The sequence below is a fragment of the Pseudomonas sp. AF32 genome (genome assembly GCF_022342325.2).
In the GTDB taxonomy this organism is placed as follows: domain Bacteria; phylum Pseudomonadota; class Gammaproteobacteria; order Pseudomonadales; family Pseudomonadaceae; genus Aquipseudomonas; species Aquipseudomonas uvaldensis.
The window spans coordinates 121,409-146,448 of sequence record NZ_RQJK02000016.1 but is presented as its reverse complement, the minus strand read 5'-3'; the positions used below and the strand labels follow the sequence as shown (position 1 = coordinate 146,448).

Below are 25,040 nucleotides of genomic sequence, written 5' to 3'. Positions count from 1 at the left end.
TTGTAGGGACTTGTTACTACCATCGTCGAATGGTTCTATAGGCCCGCCCCGGGCTACAACGGGACCATACAAAAACAACTATGTCACCGAGGTAAGAAAGATGAGTGCGGCTTCTCTGTATCCCGTTCGTCCCGAGGTTGCGGCTAGCACGCTGACTGACGAGGCGACCTACAAGGCCATGTACCAGCAGTCGGTGGTCAACCCGGATGGTTTCTGGCGCGAGCAGGCCAAGCGCCTCGACTGGATCAAGCCTTTCACCACGGTGAAGCAGACATCCTTCGACGATCACCACGTCGACATCAAGTGGTTTGCCGATGGCACCTTGAACGTGTCCTACAACTGCCTCGACCGTCACCTGGCCGAGCGCGGCGATCAGGTGGCGATCATCTGGGAAGGCGATGACCCGTCCGAGAGTCGCAACATCACTTATCGCGAGCTGCATGAAGAAGTCTGCAAGTTCGCCAACGCCCTGCGTGGCCAGGATGTGCACCGCGGCGACGTCGTGACCATCTACATGCCGATGATCCCCGAAGCCGTGGTCGCCATGCTGGCTTGTGCCCGGATCGGTGCGATTCACTCGGTGGTGTTCGGAGGCTTCTCCCCTGAAGCCTTGGCCGGGCGGATCATCGACTGCAAATCCAAAGTGGTGATCACCGCCGATGAAGGCATTCGTGCCGGCAAGAAGATCCCGCTCAAGGCCAACGTCGACGATGCGTTGACCAACCCGGAAACCAGCAGCATCCAGAAAGTCATCGTGTGCAAGCGCACCGCGGGCAACATCAAGTGGAACCAGCACCGCGACATCTGGTACGAAGACCTGATGAAAGTGGCCGGCACCGTGTGCGCGCCGAAGGAAATGGGCGCCGAAGAAGCGCTGTTCATCCTCTACACCTCCGGTTCCACCGGCAAGCCCAAGGGCGTGCAGCACACCACGGCTGGCTACTTGCTCTACGCGTCCCTGACCCATGAGCGCGTCTTCGACTACAAACCGGGCGAAATCTACTGGTGCACCGCCGACGTCGGCTGGGTCACCGGCCATAGCTACATCGTCTACGGCCCGCTGGCCAATGGCGCGACCACGTTGCTGTTCGAAGGCGTGCCGAACTACCCGGACATCACCCGCGTTGCCCAGGTCATCGACAAGCACAAGGTCAACATCCTCTACACCGCGCCGACCGCGATCCGCGCCATGATGGCCTCGGGCACCGCCGCGGTCGACGGTGCCGATGGCAGCAGCCTGCGCCTGTTGGGTTCGGTGGGCGAGCCGATCAACCCGGAAGCCTGGGACTGGTATTACAAGAACGTCGGCAAGGAACGTTGCCCGATCGTCGACACCTGGTGGCAAACCGAAACCGGTGGCGTGCTGATCAGCCCGTTGCCGGGCGCCACGGCGCTGAAACCGGGTTCGGCCACGCGTCCGTTCTTCGGCGTGGTACCGGCACTGGTGGACAATCTCGGCAACCTGATCGAAGGCGCGGCCGAAGGCAACCTGGTGATCCTCGACTCCTGGCCGGGTCAGGCGCGGACGCTGTATGGCGACCACGACCGTTTCGTCGACACTTACTTCAAGACCTTCAGCGGCATGTACTTCACCGGTGACGGTGCGCGTCGCGATGAGGATGGCTACTACTGGATTACTGGTCGGGTGGACGACGTGCTCAACGTGTCCGGCCACCGCATGGGCACCGCCGAGATCGAAAGCGCCATGGTTGCCCACCCGAAAGTTGCCGAAGCGGCGGTGGTCGGTGTGCCGCACGACATCAAGGGGCAGGGGATTTACGTCTACGTCACCCTCAATGCGGGCGAAGAAACCAGCGAAGCGCTGCGCCTGGAGTTGAAGAACTGGGTGCGCAAGGAGATCGGTCCGATTGCTTCGCCGGATGTCATCCAGTGGGCGCCGGGTCTGCCGAAAACCCGCTCGGGCAAGATCATGCGCCGCATCCTGCGCAAGATCGCCACGGCGGAATACGACAGCCTGGGCGATATCTCCACCTTGGCTGATCCGAGCGTGGTAGCGCACCTGATTGAGACGCACAAGACCATGAACGTCGCCTGACGCTCACCTGTAAAACCGAAAAGCCCCGTCCGGTAGTTGCCGGGCGGGGCTTTTCGTTTGTGGGAAGCAAAGCTTGCTCCCACAGCCCAGGCGGCGAATAAATATCGATCTTTAAAGTGGGGCACTTCCGAGCGTTACCGCTGTTTCGAAATGTGTAACCCAAGGCTCCGCAACGGGGCGACGGGAAACGTGAAGCCCTGTTACAGGGCGCTCGCAGGCGTCTCGTAAAATTAGGCGACACGCTGTGCTTGCCGGATTAGAAGGGTTTGCGAATAATGGGCCCGCTATTTGCAGCTTAGATCGGTTCCCCTTCTTTTGCTCTTGCATGAATTTGCGGGGCTGTCAATGCGCTCGAACAGCTTTCTCGGTGCTTCTGTAATTTGTTGTCGCATTGAAGAAATATCGGCTTCGGGCCTGTCGTTAGAATGCCGATCACTCGCTCGTCGTGGCCTGTGTTGAATCGAACGCAGGTTTCCCAGGACGCAGCCGTCCACCCATTCGCATATTGGGCTGTTGCTCACTCTGCCGTTTTGCCCTTTACCGATGGAGTCCCAAGATGAAGAAACTCGTGCTGCTTGGCGCCCTGGCACTGTCCGTGCTGTCCTTGTCGACCTTCGCCGATGAAAAGCCCCTGAAGATCGGTATCGAAGCGGCGTACCCTCCGTTTGCCTCGAAAGCCCCGGACGGCAGCATCGTGGGTTTTGACTACGACATCGGCAATGCGCTGTGCGAAGAGATGAAGGTCAAGTGCCAGTGGGTCGAGCAGGAGTTCGACGGTCTGATCCCGGCGCTGAAGGTGCGCAAGATCGACGCGATCCTGTCTTCGATGTCCATCACTGAAGATCGCAAGAAGTCCGTGGATTTCACCAACAAGTACTACAACACCCCGGCGCGTCTGGTGATGAAGGCCGGTACCCAGGTCAGCGACAGCCTGGCCGAGCTCAAGGGCAAGAACATCGGCGTCCAGCGCGGTTCGATCCACGAACGCTTCGCCCGCGAAGTCCTGGCCCCGCTGGGTGCCGAGATCAAGCCATACGGTTCGCAGAATGAAATCTACCTCGACGTGTCCGCCGGGCGTCTCGACGGTACCGTGGCAGACGCCACTCTGCTGGACGACGGTTTCCTGAAGACCGACGCCGGCAAGGGTTTTGCTTTCGTAGGCCCGGCCTTCACCGATGAGAAGTACTTCGGCGATGGCATTGGTATCGCGGTTCGCAAGGGTGATGCCCTGAAAGACAAGATCAACAGCGCGATTGCCGCCATTCGTGCGAATGGCAAATACAAGCAGATCCAGGACAAGTACTTCGCCTTCGACATCTACGGCAAGTAACGACGTCTCGCTACTCGTGCGAAATGGCGCAAGCAACAGGCTCCCTGCGGTTTGCGCCATTTTTTCATCCCACTTTCGAGGACCTGAATCATGTTGAAAGGCTACGGGGCTGTCATCCTCGATGGCGCATGGTTGACGCTTCAGCTCGCCTTGTCGTCCATGGCCCTGGCCATCGTCCTGGGGTTGATCGGGGTCGCGTTGCGCCTCTCGCCGGTGCGTTGGCTGGCGTGGTTGGGCGACCTGTATTCCACCGTTATTCGCGGCATCCCCGACCTGGTGCTGATCCTGCTGATCTTCTACGGCGGCCAGGACTTGCTCAACCGCGTAGCACCGATGCTCGGTTATGACGACTACATCGACCTGAACCCGCTGGCGGCCGGTATCGGCACCCTGGGTTTCATCTTCGGCGCGTACCTGTCGGAAACCTTTCGCGGCGCGTTCATGGCCATCCCCAAGGGGCAAGCCGAGGCGGGCCTGGCGTATGGCATGAGTGGCGTGCAGGTGTTCTTCCGGGTGATGGTGCCGCAGATGATTCGCCTGGCGATCCCGGGGTTCACCAACAACTGGCTGGTGTTGACCAAGGCCACCGCGTTGATTTCGGTGGTGGGCCTGCAAGACATGATGTTCAAGGCCAAGCAGGCGGCGGATGCCACTCGTGAGCCTTTTACCTTCTTCCTGGCAGTGGCGGCGATGTACCTGGTGATCACCAGTGTCTCGTTGCTGGCATTGCGTCACCTCGAGAAGCGCTACTCGGTAGGCGTAAGGGCGGCTGATCTATGATCTTCGACTACAACGTCATCTATGACGCCTTGCCGCTGTACTTCAGCGGCCTGCTGACCACCTTGAAGCTGTTGGCCCTGTCGCTGTTCTTCGGCCTGCTGGCGGCGTTGCCCCTGGGCCTGATGCGGGTGTCCAAGCAGCCCATCGTCAACATGACGGCCTGGCTCTACACCTACGTGATCCGTGGCACGCCGATGCTGGTGCAGCTGTTTTTGATCTACTACGGGCTGGCACAGTTCGAGGTTGTGCGCGAGAGCTTCCTCTGGCCATGGCTGTCCAGCGCGACCTTCTGTGCGTGCCTGGCCTTCGCCATCAACACCAGTGCCTACACCGCCGAGATCATCGCCGGCAGCCTGCGGGCCACGCCCAACGGCGAAATCGAAGCGGCCAAGGCCATGGGCATGTCGCGCGCCAAGCTGTATCGCCGGATCCTGCTGCCGTCGGCCCTGCGCCGGGCGCTGCCGCAATACAGCAACGAAGTGATCATGATGTTGCAGACCACCAGTCTGGCGTCCATCGTGACCCTGATCGACATTACCGGTGCCGCGCGCACGGTGAACGCCCAGTATTACTTGCCGTTCGAGGCTTACATCACGGCCGGTGCCTTCTACCTGTGCCTGACCTTCATCCTGGTGCGCCTGTTCAAACTGGCCGAGCGTCGCTGGTTGAGTTACCTGGCCCCGCGCAAGCACTGATAACGCATCGACCCGCTCGACTGCTCAACGACTGACGTTTTGTGAGAACCGACCGCATGTACAAGCTTGAAGTCCAAGACCTGCATAAACGCTATGGCAGTCACGAAGTGCTCAAGGGCGTGTCCCTGAAGGCCGCCGCCGGCGATGTGATCAGCATCATCGGCTCCAGTGGCTCCGGCAAGAGCACCTTCCTGCGTTGCATCAACTTGCTTGAGCAACCCCACGCCGGCAAGATCCTGCTCAACAACGAAGAGCTGAAACTGGTGGCCGGCAAGGACGGCGCCTTGAAGGCGGCGGACCCCAAGCAACTGCAGCTCATGCGCTCGCGGTTGTCGATGGTGTTCCAGCATTTCAACCTGTGGTCCCATATGACGGCGCTGGAAAACATCATTGAAGCACCGGTGCATGTGCTGGGCGTCTCCAAGGCCGAGGCTCGCGAGAAGGCCGAGCACTACCTGAACAAGGTTGGCGTGGCTCACCGCAAGGACGCCTACCCGGGCCACATGTCCGGCGGTGAACAGCAGCGCGTGGCAATTGCCCGTGCGCTGGCGATGGAGCCTGAGGTGATGCTGTTCGACGAGCCGACCTCGGCCCTCGACCCGGAGCTGGTGGGCGATGTGCTCAAGGTGATGCAGGCCCTGGCCTTGGAAGGTCGGACCATGGTGGTGGTGACCCACGAAATGGGCTTTGCCCGCGAGGTGTCCAACCAGTTGGTGTTCCTGCACAAGGGCATCGTCGAGGAAAGCGGCAACCCGCGGGAAGTGCTGGTCAACCCGCAGTCGGAACGCTTGCAGCAATTTTTGTCGGGCAGCCTGAAGTAACCGCTCCCGTTACGCACCTGATTTGGATCATGCCGCGCACTCGCTGCCAGATGGTCTAATTTGGTTGCAGCCGCTTTGGCTTTAACACTGTTTTCGCTTCGGATTGCCCGCCATGACTGCCCATCGAATTGGTTTCCTGATTTGGCCCAGCACTAAAGCCTTGACGCTGGCGCTGGCCGAGGAGGCCTTGCGTGTCGCTCAGCGGGTGCATCCCGAGGTGATCTACGAACTGTCGTTCCTGCAGGCCGAGCCGCCGGTCGAGAATGGCTGGCAACTGCCGGGCGAGCCTTGGGCGGGCAAGCTCGACGGCTTGCAGAAGCTGTTCCTGCTGGCCGATGAACCGCCGGCTGCGCTGGCTTCGAACCTGAGCAGTGCTCTCAAGCAACTGGTGCGTGCCGGTTGTGTCATCGGCGGGTTGTCGGCCGGTGTCTATCCCTTGGCCCAGTTGGGGTTGCTCGACGGTTACCGCGCCGCCGTGCACTGGCGTTGGCAGGATGATTTCTCCGAGCGTTTCCCCAAGGTCATCGCCACCAGCCACTTGTTCGACTGGGACCGCGATCGCTTGACCGCCTGTGGCGGCATGTCGGTACTCGACCTGTTGCTGGCGGTGCTGGCCCGGGACCACGGCGCGGAGCTTTCCGGGGCGGTGTCGGAAGAGCTGGTGGTCGAGCGCATCCGCGAAGGTGGCGAGCGCCAGCGCATTCCGTTGCAAAACCGTCTGGGCTCCAGCCATCCGAAGCTCACCCAGGCCGTGCTGTTAATGGAAGCCAACATTGAAGAACCGCTGACCACCGACGAAATCGCCCAGCATGTGTGCGTCTCCCGCCGGCAACTGGAGCGGATCTTCAAGCAATACCTCAACCGCGTGCCGAGCCAGTACTACCTGGAACTGCGCCTGAACAAGGCCCGGCAGATGTTGATGCAGACCAGCAAATCCATCATCCAGATCGGCCTGTCCTGCGGCTTCTCCTCGGGGCCGCATTTCTCCAGCGCCTACCGCAACTTCTTCGGCGCCACGCCGCGGGAAGATCGCAACCAGCGGCGCAGCAGCAACCCGTTCGAATTGTCCTCGGTGCCGTCCGAGCGCGGCTGAGCGGCAGCGCTTGTGGCAGGGAGATTTATTTGTGGCGAGGGGATTTATCCCCGTTGGGTCGCGGAGCGGCCCTAAACCCTGATGTCTCGGTGTGCCAGACAGATTGGGTTGGCTGTTTTGGGGCTGCTTTGCAGCCCAGCGGGGATAAATCCCCTCGCCACAGATGCCCCCTCCCAAACTGCTGTTGTGTCTGGCAATGGAAATGTAGATGCCGGCACCTCAAATCCCGCCACAACGTTTAAACTGCGCCTTTGCGACGCTATTTGTCGCATTGCCATAAACCCGCTGAAAACGGGGGTTGGCGCTATAAGAAGTTGTCGCTTGGCGACAAGGCCGGGCTGAAAACTGTCCTTACAATCCCTCCATCACTCGCCAGTTCCAGGCGGGTGTTCCTCTTCAGGAGACTCCGATGTCCGTTGAGCAAGCCGCCGTACAACGCGCCGACTTCGACCAGGTAATGGTCCCCAACTATGCACCTGCGGCCTTCATTCCGGTGCGTGGCGCCGGTTCCCGTGTGTGGGACCAGTCCGGTCGCGAGTTGATCGATTTCGCCGGCGGTATCGCGGTCAACGTGCTGGGTCATGCCCACCCCGCATTGGTTGGAGCCTTGACCGAACAGGCCAACAAGCTGTGGCACGTGTCCAACGTCTTTACCAACGAGCCGGCGCTGCGCCTGGCCCATAAACTGGTCGATGCGACCTTCGCCGAGCGCGTGTTCTTCTGCAACTCCGGCGCCGAAGCCAACGAGGCCGCCTTCAAGCTGGCTCGTCGTGTCGGGTTCGACCGTTTCGGCAGCGAGAAGTACGAGATCATCGCCGCGCTCAACAGCTTCCACGGTCGCACCCTGTTTACCGTCAACGTTGGCGGGCAGTCGAAGTACTCCGACGGTTTCGGCCCTAAAATCACTGGCATCACCCACGTTCCCTACAATGACCTGGCGGCGTTGAAAGCGGCCGTTTCGGACAAGACCTGCGCCGTGGTGCTGGAACCGATCCAGGGCGAGGGCGGCGTGTTGCCGGCCGAGCGGGACTACCTGCAAGGCGCCCGTGAGCTGTGCGATGCGCACAACGCACTGCTGGTGTTCGACGAAGTGCAGACCGGCATGGGCCGCAGCGGTGAATTGTTTGCCTACATGCACTACGGCGTGACCCCGGACATCCTCACCAGTGCCAAGAGCCTGGGCGGCGGTTTCCCGATCGCGGCGATGCTTACCACCGAAGCGCTGGCCAAGCACCTGGTGGTGGGTACTCACGGCACCACCTACGGCGGCAACCCCCTGGCTTGCGCCGTGGCCGAGGCTGTGATCGATGTGGTGAACACCCCTGAAGTGCTCGGCGGTGTGAAGGCCAAGCACGACAAATTCAAAACCCGCCTGGAGCAGATCGGCGCCAAATACGGCCTGTTCACCCAGGTGCGTGGCCTGGGTCTGTTGATCGGCTGCGTGCTGAATGACGCCTGGAAAGGCAAGGCCAAGGACATCTTCAACGCCGCCGAACAGGAAGGCCTGATGATTCTGCAAGCCGGTCCGGACGTGATTCGCTTCGCCCCGAGCCTGGTGGTGGAAGACGCCGACATCGACGCCGGCCTGGACCGCTTCGAACGGGCGGCGGCGAAGCTGACCCAGGCCTGATCCATTTCAGCTGAACCGGGTCCACTGTGGGAGCGAGCTTGCTCGCGAAAGCGGTGGTCCAGCTTGCATCAATGTTGAATGTGCCACCGCCATCGCGAGCAAGCTCGCTCCCACAGGGGGCGGTGGTCACAGACGGGCAGTTAACCCGGTATTTTTTCTTGTGTATCGACCCCTTTCGGTCGACCCCTTTATTTCAAGTTAAGGAGTGACACCATGCTGGTGATGCGCCCCGCGCAAATGGCTGATCTGGGCGAGGTACAGCGTCTGGCTGCGGACAGCCCGATCGGTGTCACTTCCTTGCCGGATGACGTGGAACGCCTGAGCGACAAGATCGCCGCAAGCGAAGCCTCATTCGCCGCCGAAGTCAGTTTCAATGGCGAAGAAAGCTATTTCTTCGTCCTGGAAGACACCGCCACCGGCAAGCTGGCGGGCTGTTCGGCCATCGTCGCGTCGGCCGGTTACTCCGAACCGTTCTACAGCTTCCGCAACGAAACGTTCGTCCACGCGTCTCGCGAACTGAAGATCCACAACAAGATCCACGTGTTGTCCCAGTGCCACGACCTGACTGGCAACAGCCTGCTGACCAGCTTCTACGTGGTCCCTGAACTGGTCGGCTCGCCCTGGGCGGAACTCAATTCTCGCGGACGCCTGCTGTTCGTCGCCAGCCATCCGGAGCGGTTCGCCGACTCGGTGGTCACTGAAATTGTCGGCTACAGCGATGAGAATGGCGATTCGCCGTTCTGGGACGCCATCGGCCGTAACTTCTTCGACCTCAACTACGCCGCCGCCGAGCGTTTGTGCGGGCTGAAAAGCCGTACGTTCCTCGCCGAGCTGATGCCGCATTACCCGATCTACGTGCCGCTGCTGCCGGACGCTGCCCAGGAAGCCATGGGCCAGGTTCATCCGCGTGCGCAGATCACTTTCGACATCCTGATGCGCGAGGGTTTCGAAACCGATCACTACATCGACATCTTCGACGGTGGCCCGACCCTGCATGCCCGTGTCTCCGGAATCCGCTCGATTGCCCAGAGCCGCGTCGTGCCGGTCAGGATCGGCGAGCCCGTCAAGGGTGCCGGTCGCCAATATCTGGTGGCCAATGCCCAGTTGCAGGATTACCGCGCCGTGCTGCTCGAGCTCGATTACGCGCCGGGCAAACCGGTGACCCTGGATATGGAAGCGGCCGAGGCCCTGGGCGTCGGCGAAGGCGCCAGCGTGCGCCTGGTGGCGGTTTAATGAGTTTCGCGGGTGGCGTGAGCGGCCCGTTTGAGGAGATAGCATGATCGTTCGTCCCGTACGCAGCAGCGATTTACCCGCCCTGATCGCCCTGGCCCGCAGCACCGGCACCGGCCTGACCACCTTGCCAGCCAACGAAGAGCGCCTGGCCCATCGGGTCGGCTGGGCTGAGAAGACCTTTCGTGGCGAGGCCGGGCGCGGCGATGCGGACTATCTGTTCGTGCTTGAAGACGACGACGGCAAAGTGGTGGGCATTTCCGCCATCGCCGGTGCCGTGGGGCTGCGTGAGCCCTGGTACAACTTCCGCGTCGGCCTGACGGTCAGCGCTTCCCAGGAATTGAACATCTATCGGGAAATCCCGACCCTGTTCCTGGCCAACGACCTGACCGGTAACTCCGAGTTGTGCTCGCTGTTCCTGCACGCCGATTACCGCAATGGCCTCAACGGTCGCATGCTGGCCAAGGCGCGGTTGTTATTCATCGCCGAATTCCCGCAACTGTTCGGCAACAAGATCATCGCCGAAATGCGTGGCATGTCCGATGAAACCGGTCGTTCGCCCTTCTGGGAAAGCCTGGGCAGGCACTTCTTCAAGATGGAATTCAGCCAGGCCGATTACTTGACCGGCGTGGGTAACAAGGCGTTCATCGCCGAGCTGATGCCCAAGTTTCCGCTGTACACCTGCTTCCTGTCCGAGGATGCCCGGGCCGTGATCGGCCAGGTTCACCCGGACACCGAACCTGCGTTGTCGATGCTCAAGAGCGAAGGGTTCAATTACCAGGGGTACGTCGACATCTTCGACGCCGGCCCGGCCGTGGAATGCGAAACCGCCAAGATCCGCGCGGTTCGCGATAGCCAGGCGCTGGTATTGGCCATCGGCACGCCGGGTGACGACGCCACGCCGTTCCTCATTCATAACCGCAAGTGCCTGGACTGCCGCATCACGGCCGCTCCGGCGCGCTTCGCCTCGGGAACTCTGGTGGTCGATCCGCTGACCGCCAAACGTCTTCAACTCAACGCCGGCGACCAGGTGCGTGCCGTTGCGTTGTCCGCTGCTCGGGAGTCGAAATGATGAAGTCGCTGTATATCGCGGGAAGTTGGCTGGAAGGCCAGGGCGACGTCTTCGAGTCGTTGAACCCGGTGACTCAGCAGGTGCTATGGGCGGGCAAGGGCGCCACGGCGGCGCAGGTCGAGTCGGCGGCGCAGGCAGCGCGCCAGGCGTTCCCGGACTGGGCGCGGCGCTCGCTGGATGAGCGTATCCAGGTGCTGGAAGCGTTTGCCGCCGCGTTGAAAAACCACGCTGACGAACTGGCCCATTGCATCGGTGAGGAAACCGGCAAGCCGCTGTGGGAAGCCGCCACTGAAGTCACCAGCATGGTCAACAAGGTCGCTATCTCGGTGCAGAGCTACCGCGAGCGCACTGGCGAGAAGAGCGGCCCGCTGGGCGACGCCACCGCCGTGTTGCGCCACAAGCCTCACGGCGTGGTGGCGGTGTTTGGCCCTTACAATTTCCCTGGGCACTTGCCCAACGGCCATATTGTGCCGGCACTGCTGGCCGGTAACAGCGTGTTGTTCAAGCCCAGCGAACTGACGCCAAAAGTCGCCGAGCTGACGGTCAAATGCTGGATCGAGGCCGGCCTGCCGGCGGGCGTGCTGAACCTGTTGCAAGGCGCCCGGGAAACCGGCATTGCCCTGGCGGCGAACCCAGGTATCGACGGGTTGTTCTTCACCGGCTCCAGCCGTACCGGCAATCTGCTGCATCAGCAATTTGCCGGTCGCCCGGACAAGATCCTGGCCCTGGAAATGGGCGGCAACAACCCGCTCGTGGTGGACGAGGTGGCGGATGTCGATGCGGCGGTGTACACCATCATCCAGTCCGCATTCATTTCCGCCGGCCAGCGCTGCACCTGCGCGCGCCGCCTGCTGGTGCCGGAGGGGGCGTGGGGCGATGCTTTGCTGGCGCGCCTGGTGGCGGTCAGCGCGACCCTTGAGGTCGGTGCCTTCGATCAACAACCGGCGCCGTTCATGGGCTCGGTGATTTCCCTTGCCGCGGCGAAAGCATTGATGGATGCCCAGAACCATCTGCTGGGCCTGGGGGCCGTGCCGTTGCTGGTCATGACCCAGCCAGCGCCCCAGGCGGCGTTGTTGACGCCGGGTATCCTGGACGTGACGGCGGTGGCCGAGCGGCCGGATGAAGAGCTCTTCGGGCCGTTGTTGCAGGTGATCCGCTACACGGATTTCCCGGCAGCCATCGCCGAGGCCAACAACACCCAGTATGGCCTGGCCGCCGGATTGCTGTCCGATTCCCAGGCGCGTTACGAGCAGTTCTGGCTGCAAAGCCGAGCGGGCATCGTCAACTGGAACAAACAACTGACCGGCGCCGCCAGCAGCGCGCCGTTCGGCGGTGTCGGCGCCTCGGGCAACCATCGCGCCAGTGCCTATTACGCGGCCGATTATTGCGCCTACCCGGTGGCGTCCCTGGAAACCCCGAGCCTTGCCATGCCGGCTGCCCTGACGCCTGGCGTGAGAATGGTGTAGACCCCAATCGCGAGCAGGCTCGCTCCCACAAGGTCTGCGCAAAGCCCTGTGGGAGCGAGCCTGCTCGCGATAGCCGCAACGCGGTTGTATTTGATGCCTATAAAAACAGATTCTCGTGGAGCCTCGCTGATGAAATCCTTTGAAGTCAACTTTGACGGTCTAGTGGGGCCGACCCATAACTACGGCGGGCTCTCGTACGGCAACGTCGCGTCCCAGAGCAACAGCCAGCAGTCCTCCAACCCCAAGGAAGCGGCGTTGCAGGGCCTGGCGAAAATGAAAGCGCTGATGGACATGGGCTTTCAGCAAGGGGTGCTGGCACCCCAGGAACGCCCCGACGTAGCGGCCCTGCGTCGGCTCGGCTTTGCCGGCAACGACGCCCAGGTCATCCAGCAGGCGGCGAAAGAAGCGATGCCGCTGCTGGTCGCCAGTTGCTCGGCTTCTAGCATGTGGGTGGCGAACGCCGCCACGGTCAGCCCGAGCGCCGACACCGCCGACGGCCGCGTGCATTTCACTGCCGCCAACCTCAACTGCAAATACCACCGCAGCATCGAGCACCCGACCACCAGTCGCGTCCTGGGGGCGATGTTCGCCGATCAGCAGCACTTCGCCCATCACGCCGCGTTGCCGGCGGTGGCGCAGTTCGGCGACGAAGGCGCGGCCAACCACACCCGTTTCTGCCGGAGCTACGGTGAAGCCGGGGTCGAGTTCTTCGTGTTCGGACGCAGTGCCTTCGATACCCGTTACCCGGCGCCGCAAAAGTACCCGGCGCGCCAGACCCTCGAGGCGTCCCGCGCCGTCGCACGCCTGCACGGCTTGCGGGACGAGGGCGTGGTATACGCCCAGCAGAACCCGTTTGTGATCGATCAGGGTGTGTTCCATAACGACGTGATCGCGGTAGGCAACGGCGAGGTGCTCTTCTATCACGAGGACGCGTTCCTCGAGACCGAAAGGATGCTGGCTGAGCTGAGCAGCAAACTCGCCAACGTCGGTGGGAAATTTCAATCCGTCTGCGTACCGCGTTCGGCGGTTACCGTCGACGATGCGGTTCGTTCCTACCTGTTCAATAGCCAGTTGCTGTCGCGTCCCGACGGCTCGATGCTCTTGATCGTGCCGGAAGAGTGCCGCAGCAATGCGCGCGTCTGGCAATACCTGCAAGGCCTGACGAGCTCTGGCGGGGTCATCCGCGAAGTGAAGGTTTTCGACCTCAAGCAGAGCATGCAGAACGGCGGCGGCCCTGCTTGCCTGAGGTTGCGCGTGGCGCTCAACGAAACCGAACTGGCGGCCGTCAATCCAGGGGTTATCATGACCGCGTCGTTGTACGATTCGCTGACCCAGTGGGTCGAGCGTCATTACCGCGACCGCTTGACCGAGAGCGATCTGGCGGACCCGCAATTGTTGCTCGAATGCCGGTCGGCGCTGGATGAACTGACACAAATACTTAAACTGGGCGCGGTTTATCCATTCCAGATCAATTGAAAGCCCGCGCGACCTGACTACAGTCAAGACAGGGCGCGTGGCCTTATCCCCCGAACGAGAACGTAAAACATGAGCGATTCCCTGCAACTGATTCTTGAAGACACCGACGGCACCCAACTGCAAACCTCCTGCACCCGCGTCGCGGTGATGTGGCAGGGCAAGGAGTTGTGGATCCAGCAGGATGGCCGCGGTCAGTTGCTGATCGGCGTGGACGTGGAGGAGGGGGACGAGGAATACGCCAACCTGTTGTTGCGCCCATTGGCCACCAACCTGGTCAGCCTGCAACTGGAAATGGAACCGGCCGACCTCGGCGACGATGACCATGTCCATGGCCCGGATTGCGGCCACGACCACTAAGGAAACCGCGCTATGCTCGCCCTCGGCAAACTGCTTGAACTGACCCTCGCCGGCCGTGAACCGGCGGAGAAGACTCAACTGACTGTCGAAGGCGTACGGATGCGCTGGTTGAGCGAGGGCGCGCTGGAGGTCAAGCCGCCCGAAGCCCGGGATAACGGCCTGGACCTGCTGCTGTCGGCCGGTATCCATGGGAACGAAACCGCGCCGATCGAATTGCTCGACCGCCTGCTGCACGACATCGCCCGTGGCGATCTGAAGCCCCGGGCCCGTATTCTATTCCTGTTCGGCAACCCCGAGGCCATCCGCCGCGGCGAGCGCTTTGTCGATCAGGACGTCAACCGGCTGTTCAATGGCCGTCATGAACTGAGTGGCGGGCCCGAGGCGTTGCGGGCTTGCGAGCTGGAGCGGCTGGCGGCCAGTTTCTTCAATAAGCCGGAGCGCAGTCGCCTGCACTACGACCTGCACACCGCCATCCGCGGCTCGAAGATCGAACAGTTTGCCCTGTATCCATGGAAGGAAGGGCGACAGCATTCACGTCGCGAGCTGGCCCGTCTGCGCGCCGCCGGCATGGAAGCGGTGCTGCTGCAAAACAAGCCTTCCATCGTGTTCAGCGCCTACACCTACGATCAGCTCGGCGCCGAGTCCTTCACCCTGGAGCTGGGCAAGGCCCGACCGTTCGGGCAAAACGACGGTGTCAACGTCAGCCTGCTGGAGGCCCGTCTGAAGCAGATCATCGAAGGCGACGAGCCCGAGGAGGACGAGGGCCTGGACGGGCTCCAGCTGTTCAGCGTGGCGCGGGAAATCATCAAGCACAGCGACAGCTTTCGCCTGAACCTGCCGGCGGACATCGAGAACTTTTCGGAACTGGAAAAAGGCTACGTCCTGGCCGAAGACATTGCCCAGACCCGCTGGGTGATCGAAGAAGAGGGCGCCCGGATCATTTTCCCGAACCCAAAGGTCAAGAACGGCTTGCGGGCCGGGATTCTGATTGTGCCGGCGACCGACGAGAACCTGGCCTGACTGGGTTTTCAGGCCCAGCACATGACCCTGTGGGAGCGAGCCTGCTCGCGATAGCGTAATTCCAGTCACCATTGATGTTGGCTGATGAGACGCTATCGCGAGCAGGCTCGCTCCCACAATGGGATTTGCGTCTAGCGTTTAGACCGCGACTGCTCGCTGTTCAGTCCGACGCAGCGCCCGGGTCTTGTGCAGGGTATCGGCACAGGTCTTCGCCGCTTCCTGGCCCTTGTGCACGAAATGCTCGAAGAAGAACTTCTGATGTTCCTCCCCGGCATGGAAGTGATGCGGCGTCAGCACGACCGAGAACACCGGTACTTCGGTTTCCAGCTGGACCTGCATCAGGCCGCTGATCACCGACTGGGCGACGAACTCGTGGCGATAGATACCTCCATCCACCACCAGACCGGCGGCGACGATGCCGGCGTAGCGGCCTGACTTGGCCAGCAGCTTGGCATGCAGCGGGATTTCGAAGGCGCCGCCGACTTCGAAGAAGTCGATATCGCTTTCCTGATAACCCTGGTCGATCATCTCGGCGACGAAACCTTTGCGGCTCTGGTCGACGATTTCCTTGTGCCAGCAGGCCTGGATGAACGCGACGCGCTCGCCTGGATGGTGTTTGGTCTTGCTGTCGATTGCGGTGGGTTGCATGTTCTGGTTCCTGTTTTGTGTGAAAAACAGGGCGTCATGAATCGAAGGGGATTCAAGGGTACGCCGCGAACAGACGGTCGCAAGCGGCCCTTGGGTGCCAATCCCGTTCTCTCTTCATCCGGACTATGACCGTCGGCCCCGGAATCACACCGGGTCTGCTGACCTTGCCGCTGCACCGCCAAAAGCCGTGCATCGCCAAGCGCTCGCGGGCTATGCACGTAGTGCAATTACCGCCGGTGGGGAATTGCACCCCGCCCTGAGAACGTTATGCCGCCACGTTGTGTGGCGGCGAAGGATTTTTAACACATAACCTTTGTGGGAGCGAGCGGTGGGAGCAAAGCTTGCTCGCGATCGCGCCAACACATTTAATGGTCCTCCGAAAAGGAATTCCCCCACCTGAACCCGAGGCCAGATTCATGAGCGTTATCGATCTTCGCAGCGACACGGTCACCCAACCTTCCGCCGCCATGCTGGACGCCATGGCCAGCGCGCCTACCGGCGACGATGTGTATGGCGAGGATCCGACGGTCAACCGTCTGGAAGCCGAACTGGCCGCACGCCTGGGCTTCGCTGCGGGGTTGTTCGTGCCCAGTGGCACCATGAGTAACCTGCTGGGGTTGATGGCCCATTGCGAGCGCGGCGATGAATACATCGTCGGCCAACAGGCCCACACCTATAAATACGAGGGGGGTGGGGCGGCGGTGCTTGGTTCGATCCAGCCCCAGCCCCTTGAAGTACAGGCGGACGGCTCCCTGGACCTGGCGCAGGTGGCAGCAGCCATCAAGCCCGACGACTTCCACTTCGCCCGCACCCGCCTGTTGGCTTTGGAAAACACCATGCAGGGCAAGGTCCTGCCGCTGGATTACCTGGCCCGTGCCCGGCGTTTCACCCAGGAGCATGGCCTGGCCCTGCACCTGGACGGCGCACGGCTCTATAACGCCGTTGTGAAGCTCAACGTCGACGCCCAGGAGATCACCCGACATTTCGATTCGGTCTCGGTGTGCCTGTCCAAAGGCCTCGGCGCCCCCGTGGGTTCGGTGCTCTGCGGCTCCGACGAGCTGATCGGCAAGGCCCGGCGACTGCGCAAGATGGTCGGCGGCGGCATGCGTCAGGCCGGAATCCTGGCGGCGGCGGGGCTGTATGCACTGGATCATCAAGTCCAGCGCCTGGCCGACGACCACGCCAATGCCCAGCGGTTGGCCGACGGTTTACGTGGGGCGGGTTACGAGGTCGAGCCGGTGCAGACCAATATGGTCTACGTGCAGATGGGCGAGCGGGCCGAGGCGATCAAGGCGTTTGCCGCTGAGCGTGGCATCCGGCTCAGCGCGGCGCCACGTTTACGGATGGTGACGCATATGGACGTCAGTGCCGCGCAAATCGACCGGGTGGTCGCCACTTTCGTCGAATTTTCCGGCAACTGATCGCCCAGGTGGCCCAATTGACAGTTTCTATCGCATAACACGCTGTACCCCAAGCGCAGGGCCGATATAATGCGGCCCTTTGCCGTTGCTTCGTCTGTCGACGTTTGCACAGGCCTTTGGCCGCAGCCTCCGTGGAAGAACCTAATGAAAAGCGCAGAAATCCGTGAAGCCTTCCTTCGCTTCTTCGAAGAGCAAGGCCACACCCGAGTAGCCTCCAGCTCTTTGATTCCGGGCAATGACCCGACCCTGCTGTTCACCAACGCGGGGATGAACCAGTTCAAGGACTGCTTCCTGGGCCAGGAAAAACGTGCCTACACCCGTGCGGTGAGCAGCCAGAAGTGCGTGCGTGCCGGCGGCAAGCACAACGACCTGGAAAACGTCGGCTATACCGCTCGTCACCACACCTTCTTCGAAATGCTGGGTAACTTCAGCTTCGGCGATTATTTCAAGCGCGACGCCATTACGTTCGCCTGGACCTTCCTGACCTCCGAAAAGTGGCTGAACCTGCCCAAGGAAAAGCTCTGGGTCACGGTCTACGCCACCGATGACGAGGCCTACGACATCTGGACCAAGGAGGTCGGTGTCCCGCCCGAGCGCATGGTGCGTATCGGCGACAACAAGGGCGCGCCTTACGCCTCCGACAACTTCTGGACCATGGGCGACACCGGCCCGTGTGGCCCTTGCACCGAGATCTTCTACGATCACGGCGCCGACATCTGGGGCGGCCCACCCGGTTCGCCGGAAGAGGATGGCGATCGCTACATCGAGATCTGGAACAACGTGTTCATGCAGTTCAACCGCACCGCTGACGGCGTGTTGCATCCGCTGCCGGCCCCATCGGTGGATACCGGCATGGGCCTGGAGCGGATCAGTGCGGTGTTGCAGCACGTTCATTCCAACTACGAAATCGACCTGTTCCAAAGCCTGCTGAGCGCTTCGGCCCAGGCCATCGGTTGCACCAACGACAATCAGGCATCGCTGAAAGTGGTCGCCGACCACATCCGCTCCTGCGGCTTCCTGATTGCCGATGGCGTGCTGCCGTCCAACGAAGGTCGTGGCTATGTGCTGCGCCGGATCATCCGTCGCGCCTGCCGCCACGGCAACAAGCTGGGCGCCAAGGGCAGCTTTTTCTATCAGATCGTCGCGGCCCTGGTGGCCGAGATGGGCGATGCCTTCCCGGAACTCAAATCCCAGCAGGCGCACATCGAGCGCGTGCTCAAGGCGGAAGAAGAACAATTCGCCAAGACTCTGGAACAAGGCCTGAAAATCCTCGAGCAGGACCTGGCCGAGCTCAAGGGCAACGTGGTTCCGGGCGACGTGGTGTTCAAGTTATACGACACCTATGGCTTCCCAATGGACCTGACCGGCGACATCGCCCGTGAGCGTAACCTGACCCTGGATGAGGAAGGTTTCGAGCGCGAGATGGAAGCCCAGCGGGAGCGCGCACGCTCCGCCAGCGCCTTTGGCATGGACTACAACAGCCTGGTCAAGGTCGACGTGGCCACCGAATTCACCGGCTACGCGGGCACCACCGGCTCGGCCAAGATCGTTGCCATCTATAAGGATGGGCAATCGGTCGATATCCTGAGCGAAGGCCAGGAAGGGGTGATCGTGCTGGACACGACGCCGTTCTATGCCGAGTCCGGCGGCCAGATCGGCGACAGCGGCTACCTGCAGGCCGGCAACTCGCGTTTCGACGTGCGCGACACCACCAAGACCGGTGGCGCATTCCTGCACCACGGCGTGCTGGCGTCGGGCAGCCTGATGATCGCCGCCCCGGTGGCGGCGCATGTCGATGCCGAGGTGCGTCACGCCACGTCGTTGAACCACTCCGCCACGCACCTGCTGCACGCAGCGTTGCGCCAGGTGCTGGGTGAGCACGTCCAGCAGAAAGGCTCGTTGGTGGACAGTCAGCGCCTGCGCTTTGACTTCAGCCACTTCGAAGCCATCAAGCCTGAACAGCTCAAGGCACTGGAGGACATCGTCAACGCCGAGATTCGCAAGAACTCCCCGGTGGAAACCGAAGAAACCGACATCGACACCGCCAAGAAGAAAGGCGCGATGGCGTTGTTCGGCGAGAAGTACGGCGACAACGTGCGCGTGCTGAGCATGGGCGATTTCTCCGTGGAGCTGTGCGGTGGTATTCATGCCAACCGGACCGGTGACATCGGCCTGATGAAGATCATCAGCGAGGGTGGCGTGGCGTCGGGCGTACGGCGTATCGAAGCGGTCACCGGCGCTGCCGCGCTGGCGTACCTCAACGCCGCCGAAGAACAACTCAAGGAAGCGGCGAGCCTGATCAAGGGCAGCCGTGACAACCTGATCGACAAGCTGTCGGCTGTGCTGGAGCGCAACCGCCTGCTGGAAAAACAGCTGGAGCAGCTGCAGGCCAAGGCCGCCAGCGCCGCGGGTGACGATCTGTCGGCCCAGGCCGTGGATGTCAAGGGCGTGAAGGTCCTCGCCGCGCGCCTGGATGGCCAGGATGGCAAGTCGCTGCTGGCGCTGGTCGATCAACTGAAAAACAAACTCGGCCGCGCAGTGATCCTGCTCGGCAGTGTCCATGAGGAAAAGGTCGTTCTCGTCGCAGGCGTGACCAAGGACCTGACCGGCCAACTCAAAGCCGGTGATTTGATGAAGCAGGCCGCTGCAGCAGTGGGCGGGAAGGGTGGTGGTCGTCCGGACATGGCGCAAGGCGGCGGTACCGATGCCGGCGCGCTGGATGCGGCACTGGCCCAGACCGTTGCATTTGTAGAGCAGGGTATTTAAGGCAGCCTCCCGGGCTTGCAGTCTAGTGGCGAGCCCGGTTGCTGTTGAGTGATTATTGGGCGCCCTTCATGGGCAGAGGCGGCTTTGAAATGGCTTTGATCGTACAGAAATTTGGAGGCACCTCGGTCGGCACTGTCGAGAGAATCGAACAAGTCGCCGACAAGGTTAAGAAATTCCGTGATGCGGGCGATGACCTGGTGGTTGTGCTGTCGGCAATGAGCGGCGAAACCAACCGTCTGATCGATCTGGCTAAGCAAATCAGTGGCGAACAGCAGCCGGTTCCCCGCGAACTGGACGTGATCGTTTCCACAGGTGAGCAGGTGACCATCGCCTTGCTGGCCATGGCGCTGATCAAGCGTGGCGTACCGGCGGTATCGTACACCGGCAACCAGGTTCGTATCCTGACGGACAGCGCGCACAACAAGGCGCGTATCCTGCAGATCGACGACCAGAAGATTCGCGGCGATCTGAAGGCTGGCCGCGTCGTGGTGGTCGCCGGTTTCCAGGGCGTGGACGAACACGGCAACATCACCACCCTCGGCCGTGGCGGCTCGGACACCACCGGCGTTGCGCTGGCGGCGGCCCTCAAGGCTGACGAGTGCCAGATCTACACCGACGTGGATGGTGTCTACACCACTGACCCACGGGTGGTTCCCGTGGCTCAGCGCCTGGACAAGATCACCTTCGAAGAGATGCTGGAAATGGCCAGCCTCGGCTCGAAAGTGCTGCAGATCCGGGCGGTCGAATTCGCCGGCAAGTACAACGTTCCGCTGCGCGTCCTGCACAGCTTCAAAGAGGGTCCGGGCACCCTCATTACTATCGATGAAGAGGAATCCATGGAACAGCCGATCATTTCCGGCATCGCCTTCAACCGCGATGAAGCCAAGCTGACCATCCGTGGCGTGCCAGACACCCCCGGCGTGGCGTTCAAGATTCTCGGCCCGATCAGTGCCGCGAACATCGAAGTCGACATGATCGTGCAGAATGTTTCGCACGATAACACTACCGACTTCACGTTCACCGTACACCGCAACGACTACCAGGCCGCTGAAGCCGTCCTGAAGAAAACCGCCTCCGAAATCGGTGCCCGGGAAGTCGTGGGCGACACCAAGATCGCCAAGGTCTCGATCGTCGGCGTCGGCATGCGCTCCCACGCAGGCGTGGCCAGCCGGATGTTCGAAGCCCTGGCCAAGGAAAGCATCAACATCCAGATGATCTCGACCTCGGAAATCAAGGTTTCCGTGGTGATCGAAGAGAAATACCTGGAACTGGCCGTGCGCGCCCTGCATACGGCTTTCGAACTCGACGCAGCCGCCCGCCAGGGCGAGTAAGGCGTTGTCCCAGAGGGCGCGGCTTGGCCGCGCCCTTTGTTTTTTGAATGGCGCGTTTCAAAACTGTTCTTTTGCCCGCGCTGGTCAATACTTAGGCCTGTAGGCAGCGACCGTTTCGGTTGTAGGCCCAATGCCCTTTTTTTGCAGACTGTTGTTCCTGAACTGAATTGCGTGAGGAGAAAGGTATGTTGATTCTGACTCGTCGGTGCGCGGAGAGCCTGATTATTGGCGATGGCGAAATCACCGTGACCGTGCTCGGCGTCAAAGGAAACCAGGTTCGTATCGGCGTCAACGCCCCGAAAGAGGTTGCGGTGCACCGGGAGGAAATTTACCTGCGTATCAAGAAAGAGAAGGACGACGAACCAAGCCATTAATTTTTATCGATTTTTATGTTTGCAAACGGGGAGGAAGGTGGTTAATATACGCCCCGTGTTGCGGAGAGCTGGCCGAGTGGCCGAAGGCGCTCCCCTGCTAAGGGAGTACACCTCAAAAGGGTGTCGGGGGTTCGAATCCCCCGTTCTCCGCCATTATTCATGTAGTGCGTTGAATCTGGCTTGTTCGGTAAGTGGTTGAAATTACTGGAAAAAGCGCTTTACAAAACGATTTGACGACCTATAATGCGCGGCAACAAATGCACTCGTAGCTCAGCTGGATAGAGTACTCGGCTACGAACCGAGCGGTCACAGGTTCGAATCCTGTCGAGTGCACCATTTAAGAGTCGTTTGCAGTGATGCAAATAACTTGGCTTCAACCAGTTGTGATCTGGTATAAAACCACAAACCTGCACTCGTAGCTCAGCTGGATAGAGTACTCGGCTACGAACCGAGCGGTCACAGGTTCGAATCCTGTCGAGTGCACCATACAACAGAAAGCCCGCGTTTAACGCGGGCTTTTTGCTATCTACGATTTGCCTTTCACGCATCCATTCTCATCGAACACAATCTCGGCACTGCGGCCTTTCTTTGCTTTGTAGATGTACCGAGTGCTCGCATTGCGGATCTTGATCGAGTCGGGTTTGCCCAGGGCACTCTGCACATCCTGCTGGCTCATCCCGGTGATAATCCGTTTGTCCATGATTGCTTCGCGGCGCTGCCTGGCGCTGATCTGATTCCCGCAGCGGTCTTCGAACTGGCCGACCACAGTCGTTTCCCTGCGCGTGATCTTGTTGCCTGACGTTTGCCGGTGCTCGGCTTCGGGCAGCATTGATTCGGCGGTCGGCTCGATACTGCCCGGACTGTAGGGGTGGACTCGTTGCAACGACAAGTCTTCCCCCGGTCCGCAGCTCATGGTGGTAAAGGTGATATGCCCCGTGCTGTCTTCGCAGCGATGAACGATGTGTTCGGCGGCCCACGAAGGCGGACAGCACAGGGTGGCGAGCAGAGCTAAATAACGGTTGGCCAGCATTCGAGCGTCTTCCTTGACGTGAGAAGATAGGGGAGTCGCCAAGCCGGCCAACCTGTGGGAGCAGGTTTTACTCTTGCAGGTTTGTGACTTGACTGATTGGCTTCAGGGTAGCCGCTGCATTTTTACTCAGGCGTGTGTTTTCTTTTCAGGATGAGTCGTCGTAGTTCCATGGTTCAGCCTGCGTTCAGGTTTATCTCGCAAGCGCTTGTTCTTGCCATGATTTTTTAACGTTTTAAAACGCCAAGCGGTGTATGATTGCGCCCGTCAGCCCCGCCGGGGCTTTGGAATATCTCCATGGACTTACCCAGTAGTTACTCAATACCGCGTTTTACCAATCATGAATTGACCGATTGATCCTTCCGGCGTGCCCACTGCTGGGAGTGGAGTTCGCCTATGACCGAAGTAGAAGTAAAGAAAACACAGGAAAGCCTTCAGGACCGTCTCGCTCAAGTCGTTGAGCTGCTGCATCGCCAGCGGGTCGTCGAAGACCTGACGCATCGTCAGGAAGGTCCGCATCACGACCGGGTCGAGAACCTGGTTCACCGGCAGAACCTCGTCGAGCTGCAACGCAAGCTCGATGACCTGCACTCCGCCGACGTCGCCTACATCCTCGAAGCCTTGCCGCTGGAAGAGCGTCTGACAGTCTGGCAACTGGTCCAGGCCGATCGCGACGGTGACATCCTGCTCGAAGTGTCCGACTCGGTTCGTGAAACCCTGATCGCCGACATGGATGATCACGAGCTGTTGGCGGCTGCCAAGGAAATGGACGCCGACGAACTGGCGGATCTTGCCCCCGAACTGCCGCGGGACGTTGTCCACGAGTTGATGGAATCCCTCGATGCCCAGCAGCGTGAGCGGGTGCGTTCGGCGCTCTCCTATGATGAGGAGCAGGTCGGTGCGCTGATGGACTTCGAGATGGTGACGATCCGTGAGGACGTCAGCCTTGAAGTGGTATTGCGCTATCTGCGTCGCCTCAAAGAGCTACCGGGTCACACCGACAAGTTGTTTGTCGTCGATTATGACGGTGTGCTCAAGGGGGTGTTGCCGATCAAGCGGTTGCTCGTCAATGATCCGGAAAAGCAGGTGGCCGAGGTCATGGCCAGTGACCCGGTGAGTTTCCAGCCGGACGAAGATGCCTACGATGCGGCCCAGGCGTTCGAACGTTATGACTTGATTTCCGCGCCGGTGGTCGACAAAAACGGCAAGTTGATCGGCCGTCTGACCATCGATGAAATGGTCGACCTCATTCGTGAAGAGAGTGAAAACGAAGTCCTCAGCATGGCCGGTCTGCGGGAAGAGGAGGACATCTTCGCCTCGGTCTGGAAATCCCTGCGCAACCGTTGGGCGTGGCTGGCGATCAACCTGATCACGGCATTTGTCGCATCCCGGGTTATCGGTTTGTTCGAGGGCTCCATCGAGAAACTGGTGGCATTGGCGGCGTTGATGCCCATCGTGGCCGGTATTGGAGGCAACTCCGGCAACCAGACCATCACCATGATTGTGCGCGCCATGGCGCTGGACCAGGTCAGCACGGGTAATACGTCGCGCCTGATGCGCAAGGAGCTGGCCGTGGCATTGATCAATGGCGTGCTGTGGGGAGGTGTAATCGGCGTGGTGGCGTATCTGCTTTATGGCAGCTGGTCGCTGGGCGTCGTGATGACTGCCGCCATGACGCTCAATCTGCTATTGGCGGCCTTGATGGGCGTCTTGATTCCCATGACGCTGGCCCGGTTGGGCCGCGATCCCGCCATGGGAGCCAGCGTAATGATTACGGCCATGACCGACAGTGGCGGTTTCTTTATCTTCCTGGGGTTGGCGACGATTTTCCTGCTCTGACCCATTGCGTAGCGAGGGCTCGCTTGCATTGTGTCGTGCCCGTCCTCGCTCCCAGGTTTTCTAATCATTCGATTTTGTGCTTGCTTCGCCACCCAGCGAGCCAGTTCCTTCTCCATAAAAGACCAAAAAAAAAGCCAGCACTAGGCTGGCTTGGGTGTTCCGGTTGCGATCAGGACGCGTCGGCGGTCATCTCTACATCGTGAGCAATCAGCGAAACGAGGGCGTTCTGCTGGCGATGGGAGAGTTGGCGGAATCGCTGAAGCAGCTCACGCTCATGCAACGACAGCTCGGGGCTGTCCAGGCGCATGCTCAGTTCTTCACCCAACGCGCCTTCCTGAATGAGGCTTTGCTCAAGGCGCGCGATGATTTCAGAGTTCATGCTGCGATGATGATTGCGAGCCACCTCGGCAATGCGTTCCCGCATTCCGTCGGGCAAACGTACGACGAACTTGTCAGCCGTACGGCTGGAATAAATTGCCTGTTTCAATGGGCGCATATATTTAACCGGTTAGTTCAGGGGAGCGGTTCTTGGGATTGGCCGCAGGATGTCGATAGGACAAGCGCTGTTGCCAAATGTTCAACCTGAATTGTTAAGAGGCCCGCATCAT

The 25,040-nt window shown here is 60.8% G+C and carries 21 protein-coding genes, 3 tRNA genes and 1 riboswitch; of the genes, 21 read left to right on the top strand and 3 right to left on the bottom strand.

The window, feature by feature from the left end; all coding sequences use genetic code 11:
* The first annotated feature begins 100 nt into the window (after positions 1–100).
* From acs to astE, 13 genes are all read left to right on the top strand, one after another.
* Complete coding sequence (acs, locus tag EGM97_RS16505) at positions 101–2,056, top strand: acetate--CoA ligase (RefSeq protein WP_232776306.1); 1,956 nt, start codon at positions 101–103, stop codon at positions 2,054–2,056.
* Positions 2,057–2,612: 556 nt separating this feature from the next.
* Positions 2,613–3,386, top strand: a complete 774-nt coding sequence (locus EGM97_RS16500; protein WP_238965601.1) for an ABC transporter substrate-binding protein — start codon at positions 2,613–2,615, stop codon at positions 3,384–3,386.
* A 90-nt stretch (positions 3,387–3,476) separates the two neighbouring features.
* Positions 3,477–4,166: an ABC transporter permease gene (locus tag EGM97_RS16495; protein WP_053147216.1), complete on the top strand. Its 690-nt coding sequence runs from the start codon at positions 3,477–3,479 to the stop codon at positions 4,164–4,166.
* Positions 4,163–4,861, top strand: a complete 699-nt coding sequence (locus EGM97_RS16490) for an ABC transporter permease (RefSeq protein WP_238965602.1) — start codon at positions 4,163–4,165, stop codon at positions 4,859–4,861. The genes EGM97_RS16495 and EGM97_RS16490 overlap by 4 nt, the downstream gene beginning before the upstream one ends.
* 56 nt (positions 4,862–4,917) lie before the next feature.
* Positions 4,918–5,682 (top strand): ABC transporter ATP-binding protein, encoded by a 765-nt coding sequence (locus tag EGM97_RS16485; RefSeq protein WP_238965603.1) that lies wholly within the window; start codon positions 4,918–4,920, stop codon positions 5,680–5,682.
* Between the two features lie 112 nt (positions 5,683–5,794).
* The gene (gene argR, locus EGM97_RS16480) at positions 5,795–6,775 is read left to right on the top strand and encodes a transcriptional regulator ArgR (RefSeq protein ID WP_238965605.1); all 981 of its coding nucleotides are present in this window, start codon (positions 5,795–5,797) and stop codon (positions 6,773–6,775) included.
* Between the two features lie 409 nt (positions 6,776–7,184).
* Positions 7,185–8,405, top strand: a complete 1,221-nt coding sequence (locus EGM97_RS16475; RefSeq protein WP_238965606.1) for an aspartate aminotransferase family protein — start codon at positions 7,185–7,187, stop codon at positions 8,403–8,405.
* 213 nt (positions 8,406–8,618) lie between these two features.
* Positions 8,619–9,638 carry an arginine/ornithine succinyltransferase subunit alpha gene (aruF, locus tag EGM97_RS16470; RefSeq protein WP_053147227.1) on the top strand — a complete coding sequence of 340 codons (1,020 nt, stop codon included), beginning with the start codon at positions 8,619–8,621 and terminating at the stop codon, positions 9,636–9,638.
* 43 nt (positions 9,639–9,681) lie between these two features.
* Positions 9,682–10,707: an arginine N-succinyltransferase gene (gene astA / locus EGM97_RS16465; protein WP_053147229.1), complete on the top strand. Its 1,026-nt coding sequence runs from the start codon at positions 9,682–9,684 to the stop codon at positions 10,705–10,707.
* A complete protein-coding gene (astD, locus tag EGM97_RS16460) occupies positions 10,704–12,173 on the top strand; it encodes a succinylglutamate-semialdehyde dehydrogenase (RefSeq protein ID WP_238965607.1) in 1,470 nt (489 codons plus the stop codon). The genes astA and astD overlap by 4 nt, the downstream gene beginning before the upstream one ends.
* Positions 12,174–12,302: 129 nt before the next feature.
* Positions 12,303–13,649: an N-succinylarginine dihydrolase gene (gene astB / locus EGM97_RS16455; protein WP_238965608.1), complete on the top strand. Its 1,347-nt coding sequence runs from the start codon at positions 12,303–12,305 to the stop codon at positions 13,647–13,649.
* Positions 13,650–13,718: 69 nt separating this feature from the next.
* Positions 13,719–14,006: a hypothetical protein gene (locus EGM97_RS16450; protein ID WP_053147236.1), complete on the top strand. Its 288-nt coding sequence runs from the start codon at positions 13,719–13,721 to the stop codon at positions 14,004–14,006.
* A gap of 12 nt (positions 14,007–14,018) precedes the next feature.
* Positions 14,019–15,026, top strand: a complete 1,008-nt coding sequence (astE, locus tag EGM97_RS16445; RefSeq protein ID WP_053147238.1) for a succinylglutamate desuccinylase — start codon at positions 14,019–14,021, stop codon at positions 15,024–15,026.
* A gap of 138 nt (positions 15,027–15,164) precedes the next feature.
* Here the strand turns inward: astE and EGM97_RS16440 are convergent, their stop codons facing one another.
* Positions 15,165–15,674, bottom strand: coding sequence for a 6,7-dimethyl-8-ribityllumazine synthase (locus EGM97_RS16440; protein ID WP_238965609.1), 510 nt, complete (start codon positions 15,672–15,674; stop codon positions 15,165–15,167).
* 101 nt (positions 15,675–15,775) lie between these two features.
* A riboswitch (FMN riboswitch) is annotated at positions 15,776–15,942 on the bottom strand.
* 148 nt (positions 15,943–16,090) lie between these two features.
* On the opposite strand from EGM97_RS16440, the gene ltaE reads away from it, so the two are divergent.
* The 7 genes from ltaE (at position 16,091) to EGM97_RS16405 (ending at position 22,052) form a co-directional block, all read left to right on the top strand.
* Positions 16,091–17,095: a low-specificity L-threonine aldolase gene (gene ltaE, locus EGM97_RS16435; RefSeq protein ID WP_238965611.1), complete on the top strand. Its 1,005-nt coding sequence runs from the start codon at positions 16,091–16,093 to the stop codon at positions 17,093–17,095.
* A gap of 144 nt (positions 17,096–17,239) precedes the next feature.
* On the top strand, positions 17,240–19,861 hold the full coding sequence (alaS, locus tag EGM97_RS16430) for an alanine--tRNA ligase (RefSeq protein ID WP_238965612.1): 2,622 nt from the start codon (positions 17,240–17,242) through the stop codon (positions 19,859–19,861).
* Between the two features lie 89 nt (positions 19,862–19,950).
* Positions 19,951–21,192, top strand: a complete 1,242-nt coding sequence (locus tag EGM97_RS16425; RefSeq protein ID WP_238965613.1) for an aspartate kinase — start codon at positions 19,951–19,953, stop codon at positions 21,190–21,192.
* Positions 21,193–21,377: 185 nt separating this feature from the next.
* Positions 21,378–21,566, top strand: a complete 189-nt coding sequence (csrA, locus tag EGM97_RS16420) for a carbon storage regulator CsrA (protein WP_003178872.1) — start codon at positions 21,378–21,380, stop codon at positions 21,564–21,566.
* Between the two features lie 62 nt (positions 21,567–21,628).
* Positions 21,629–21,719 (top strand) — tRNA-Ser (locus tag EGM97_RS16415).
* 106 nt (positions 21,720–21,825) lie between these two features.
* Positions 21,826–21,902: transfer RNA gene (locus EGM97_RS16410), tRNA-Arg, on the top strand.
* Between the two features lie 73 nt (positions 21,903–21,975).
* Positions 21,976–22,052: transfer RNA gene (locus EGM97_RS16405), tRNA-Arg, on the top strand.
* A gap of 40 nt (positions 22,053–22,092) precedes the next feature.
* Here EGM97_RS16405 and EGM97_RS16400 read toward each other — a convergent pair.
* A complete protein-coding gene (locus EGM97_RS16400; protein ID WP_238965615.1) occupies positions 22,093–22,596 on the bottom strand; it encodes an outer membrane protein assembly factor BamE in 504 nt (167 codons plus the stop codon).
* A 393-nt stretch (positions 22,597–22,989) separates the two neighbouring features.
* Between EGM97_RS16400 and mgtE the strand changes: the two genes are divergently transcribed.
* The gene (gene mgtE / locus EGM97_RS16395; RefSeq protein WP_053147250.1) at positions 22,990–24,432 is read left to right on the top strand and encodes a magnesium transporter; all 1,443 of its coding nucleotides are present in this window, start codon (positions 22,990–22,992) and stop codon (positions 24,430–24,432) included.
* A gap of 169 nt (positions 24,433–24,601) precedes the next feature.
* Here mgtE and EGM97_RS16390 read toward each other — a convergent pair whose 3' ends face one another.
* A complete protein-coding gene (locus tag EGM97_RS16390) occupies positions 24,602–24,928 on the bottom strand; it encodes an Arc family DNA-binding protein (protein ID WP_053147252.1) in 327 nt (108 codons plus the stop codon).
* Positions 24,929–25,040: the final 112 nt, after the last annotated feature.

Excerpts from the sequence above, each read along its gene's own strand:
- acs (WP_232776306.1), top strand. The coding sequence starts at position 101 with ATGAGTGCGGCTTCTCTGTATCCCGTTCGTCCCGAGGTTGCGGCTAGC.
- EGM97_RS16500 (WP_238965601.1), top strand. The coding sequence starts at position 2,613 with ATGAAGAAACTCGTGCTGCTTGGCGCCCTGGCACTGTCCGTGCTGTCC.
- EGM97_RS16495 (WP_053147216.1), top strand. The coding sequence starts at position 3,477 with ATGTTGAAAGGCTACGGGGCTGTCATCCTCGATGGCGCATGGTTGACG.
- EGM97_RS16490 (WP_238965602.1), top strand. The coding sequence starts at position 4,163 with ATGATCTTCGACTACAACGTCATCTATGACGCCTTGCCGCTGTACTTC.
- EGM97_RS16485 (WP_238965603.1), top strand. The coding sequence starts at position 4,918 with ATGTACAAGCTTGAAGTCCAAGACCTGCATAAACGCTATGGCAGTCAC.
- argR (WP_238965605.1), top strand. The coding sequence starts at position 5,795 with ATGACTGCCCATCGAATTGGTTTCCTGATTTGGCCCAGCACTAAAGCC.
- EGM97_RS16475 (WP_238965606.1), top strand. The coding sequence starts at position 7,185 with ATGTCCGTTGAGCAAGCCGCCGTACAACGCGCCGACTTCGACCAGGTA.
- aruF (WP_053147227.1), top strand. The coding sequence starts at position 8,619 with ATGCTGGTGATGCGCCCCGCGCAAATGGCTGATCTGGGCGAGGTACAG.
- astA (WP_053147229.1), top strand. The coding sequence starts at position 9,682 with ATGATCGTTCGTCCCGTACGCAGCAGCGATTTACCCGCCCTGATCGCC.
- astD (WP_238965607.1), top strand. The coding sequence starts at position 10,704 with ATGATGAAGTCGCTGTATATCGCGGGAAGTTGGCTGGAAGGCCAGGGC.
- astB (WP_238965608.1), top strand. The coding sequence starts at position 12,303 with ATGAAATCCTTTGAAGTCAACTTTGACGGTCTAGTGGGGCCGACCCAT.
- EGM97_RS16450 (WP_053147236.1), top strand. The coding sequence starts at position 13,719 with ATGAGCGATTCCCTGCAACTGATTCTTGAAGACACCGACGGCACCCAA.
- astE (WP_053147238.1), top strand. The coding sequence starts at position 14,019 with ATGCTCGCCCTCGGCAAACTGCTTGAACTGACCCTCGCCGGCCGTGAA.
- EGM97_RS16440 (WP_238965609.1), bottom strand. The coding sequence starts at position 15,674 with ATGCAACCCACCGCAATCGACAGCAAGACCAAACACCATCCAGGCGAG.
- ltaE (WP_238965611.1), top strand. The coding sequence starts at position 16,091 with ATGAGCGTTATCGATCTTCGCAGCGACACGGTCACCCAACCTTCCGCC.
- alaS (WP_238965612.1), top strand. The coding sequence starts at position 17,240 with ATGAAAAGCGCAGAAATCCGTGAAGCCTTCCTTCGCTTCTTCGAAGAG.
- EGM97_RS16425 (WP_238965613.1), top strand. The coding sequence starts at position 19,951 with ATGGCTTTGATCGTACAGAAATTTGGAGGCACCTCGGTCGGCACTGTC.
- csrA (WP_003178872.1), top strand. The coding sequence starts at position 21,378 with ATGTTGATTCTGACTCGTCGGTGCGCGGAGAGCCTGATTATTGGCGAT.
- EGM97_RS16400 (WP_238965615.1), bottom strand. The coding sequence starts at position 22,596 with ATGCTGGCCAACCGTTATTTAGCTCTGCTCGCCACCCTGTGCTGTCCG.
- mgtE (WP_053147250.1), top strand. The coding sequence starts at position 22,990 with ATGACCGAAGTAGAAGTAAAGAAAACACAGGAAAGCCTTCAGGACCGT.
- EGM97_RS16390 (WP_053147252.1), bottom strand. The coding sequence starts at position 24,928 with ATGCGCCCATTGAAACAGGCAATTTATTCCAGCCGTACGGCTGACAAG.